At 55.0% G+C, this 2,769-nt stretch carries 3 protein-coding genes; all 3 read right to left on the bottom strand.

Annotated features, from left to right (window positions below):
* Positions 1-192 precede the first annotated feature (192 nt).
* The 3 genes from EDC27_RS00640 to EDC27_RS00650 all read right to left on the bottom strand — a co-directional run bounded on the left by EDC27_RS00640 (position 193) and on the right by EDC27_RS00650 (position 2,592).
* On the bottom strand, positions 193-1,137 hold the full coding sequence (locus tag EDC27_RS00640) for an acetyl-CoA decarbonylase/synthase complex subunit delta (RefSeq protein WP_123288694.1): 945 nt from the start codon (positions 1,135-1,137) through the stop codon (positions 193-195).
* 558 nt (positions 1,138-1,695) lie between these two features.
* Positions 1,696-2,214, bottom strand: a complete 519-nt coding sequence (locus EDC27_RS00645; RefSeq protein ID WP_123288695.1) for a hypothetical protein — start codon at positions 2,212-2,214, stop codon at positions 1,696-1,698.
* Between the two features lie 30 nt (positions 2,215-2,244).
* Positions 2,245-2,592: a hypothetical protein gene (locus EDC27_RS00650; RefSeq protein WP_123288696.1), complete on the bottom strand. Its 348-nt coding sequence runs from the start codon at positions 2,590-2,592 to the stop codon at positions 2,245-2,247.
* Positions 2,593-2,769 lie beyond the last annotated feature (177 nt).

The following is a 2,769-nucleotide window of genomic DNA, read 5'->3' on the forward strand; positions in this document are numbered from 1 at the left end:
CCGCCCGCTGAAACGCCGTCTCCACCCCATCCGACGCCGCCTTCTGCAGCATCTGTATGGTCGCCTCACACGTGGAAAAATCACGAAAATTGTACCCCTTCTGCTTCTTTTCCTTGACTTCGGCCATAGCTCTTTCCTTCTCCCCCCTTCATGAGGTCTCTCTCGCCGTTTATGGTCTTTTTTTAAGCTCACCTAGGACATTTTCTGAATGAACCCCTTCACCAAGGCCACGGATTCGGGATGGCGCAAAATCACCACATCGGCACCGGCCAACAGAAGGTCCACGGCGGTGATGGTTTCCATCATCACGGCGCGGGTCTTTTGATCGCCCAATTGGGGGGCTTCGTCATTGGTCTGGTTGGCTTCTTTGGTCTTCCATACTTCCTCGCCCACGTTGCAAATGAGAGGCTGCAGAAGCTTTTCGTCGCCTTGAGTGAGAGCCGCTTGAGTGATGCGTTCCATCACCGAATAGGTGTATTCCAGCCCGTAGCCAAGACTGCCCGTGGTGGGATCCATGACGATTTTTTCTTCTTTGACGCCCAGATTGCCCAAGAGAATATTCAGCTGCTTGGCCAAGTTCACGTCAATGGGGGTGGAAGCGACTACCGTGTGCTTGTAGCCCAAGCAGGCTGCCGCGATCTGCTTGTAGTCCCCTTCCTCCACCGGTGCCATGGCCAGATTTTTTCCGGCGCATTGCTCTGCCAGCAGCCGCATGACTTGCGAATCCTTTTCATGGTTGGCCACACCCCAGACCACCACCGGCACATCCACAGCATCGACGATCTTTTTCACCACCGCGGCCACTTCTTCGGCCGGTTTATTGTCGGCATTGGGATCTGCACTCTTGGTCTGAACCGCTAGGATTTCCGCCCCGTATTCCTGAACGCACTTCTTCGCCCAGGCCACCGGGTCTCCAAGAACATCCTTGAACGGCTCCTTTGCCACTTCCGACCATTCGTCGTTGGGATCCTTGTCCCAAACCTCCATGGCAATCCTCGGGGGATGAGGCATCTGCCCCTCAAAGGTGTAAAACGGAAAAGCTGATCGCCCGCCGATGACCACGGCCTTGTCGCCGGCGCCCAAGGTCACCTCACGAATGCTTCCGGTATACTTTTGCTGTACAGGTTGGAATGCCAAGGTCGTCCCTCCTTTCAGTGCTTGTGCCTTTTTTCATTTTACAGCTCAGCCCATTATGCCTTTCGAGATCTTTTGCGGAAACCTCCTTTTTTGATCAAGATTTTCCAATGGAAAAACGGGTTCAGTTTGGCATAAAAAACTGCAGGGCACGCGATATGATCAATGCCAAAGAGGCTTTTCCGCGCCATCGCTCCCTCTGCAGCTCATAGCCATGATGACCATCCCAGCCGGTATCGATGCTTGGTTTCGAGGAAGGCTCACGTGTCAAGGCGATGCGCCGATAATCAAAGCAGCTCCACGCCACTTATGAGCACGCTACCTATGAGACACCTATGCATATAAGATCCCCTATGGCTTGTCAACTCGTTTCACTGGCCAAACCCCTTGAATCCACGGAAGCCTTCACGCATTTTGGGAAAGTTTATCGGCTCAGACCTGCCCACAGCGTGTTCCCACAAAAGCTTGCCACCATAGCCCGTGGCCGCAGCTGTCCTGAGAACCCCGCCCCTTGTGAGCCCACTCGAGCAGCCCACGCGCAGAGATCTCGGATGAAGCTCCCTAGAAACAGGTAGGCACCATCAGGTGCTTGCGAGCCTGACGGCGCGTACGAATCACCGGGTCATGTTTTTGGGTTCTCTTTTCCGGGACCACGCGAATGGCTTGGCCTCGCCATTCCAGCCGGTAGGTATTGTAAGGGCTGTTGAGGACTCCATGGTCGACGGGCAAGCGGTAGGAAAGGAAGTGTTCGATCAGGGAAGGGGACCAGCGGCGCGGAAAATATCGCCAAGGGTCAAATTCATAATACCCCTCCATGAGCAGGGATCGCACCACCACATGGCGAGGCGGGGAGGGAATAGCCTTCATGAGCCGCCTTTTGATCAGGGCCTGCAGCCAAGCCGGGGCATCTTCCACAACCACCTGGGTGGGAAATTCGTCCCCAGGAGGGCTTTCCCCAAAATTGCGTTTGACCAGCGCCACATTTTTGAGGATCTTTCGAGCATCCCAAAAATCCAGGTCCGTGTACAAATGCAGGCCATACCTGGTCTTCGCTGGGTGACAATAGACGATTCGGGCCATGGCGTTCTCCTTGAGCCAAGGGACCGTGCTTTAGCCTCCGCAGCCGCACCCACATCCGCACCCAGCGCCCTCTTCTTCGGCAATTTGCGCCACAAAGTGGAGGCCGTATCGGTCCACAAGGTTTCGAATTTCGTTGGGCATGAGGAACTGTACAAAGGTTTGCTCCACACCGGAGACTTTCTCGGCATAGGCCGAGGTGAGCGCGGCCATAGGGTCGTAGAGTCGCGACACGTAGATCATGTCCAGGGCCGTGCTCTCTTGGGGGTCTTTCAGAGCACAAAGGGGAACCCAACTGCCCCGCATTTTCAAAAAACCCACATAAAAACAATCAGTTTCGGAAAAGTGTTGGAAGAAATCGTTTGCCGACACCACCTGCATTGCGTTCTCCTTTGCCGCCAGAAAATCCGGCATTTCTTTTAATAACGACCGCGCGGGGAAAGTTCAATGGAGGAGCCAATGAAAAAGCCGGTCAGAGTAGGGGACCGGCTTGTGGTGGGAGGATTGGGCTGGCAGCGACCGACTCTTCCACGCGGTTTCCCGCGCAGTACCATAGGC

Source organism: Desulfosoma caldarium, assembly GCF_003751385.1.
GTDB lineage: Bacteria > Desulfobacterota > Syntrophobacteria > Syntrophobacterales > DSM-9756 > Desulfosoma > Desulfosoma caldarium.

Coding starts and splice junctions, on each gene's coding strand:
- EDC27_RS00645 (WP_123288695.1), bottom strand. CDS start 2,214: ATGGCCCGAATCGTCTATTGTCACCCAGCGAAGACCAGGTATGGCCTG.
- EDC27_RS00650 (WP_123288696.1), bottom strand. CDS start 2,592: ATGCAGGTGGTGTCGGCAAACGATTTCTTCCAACACTTTTCCGAAACT.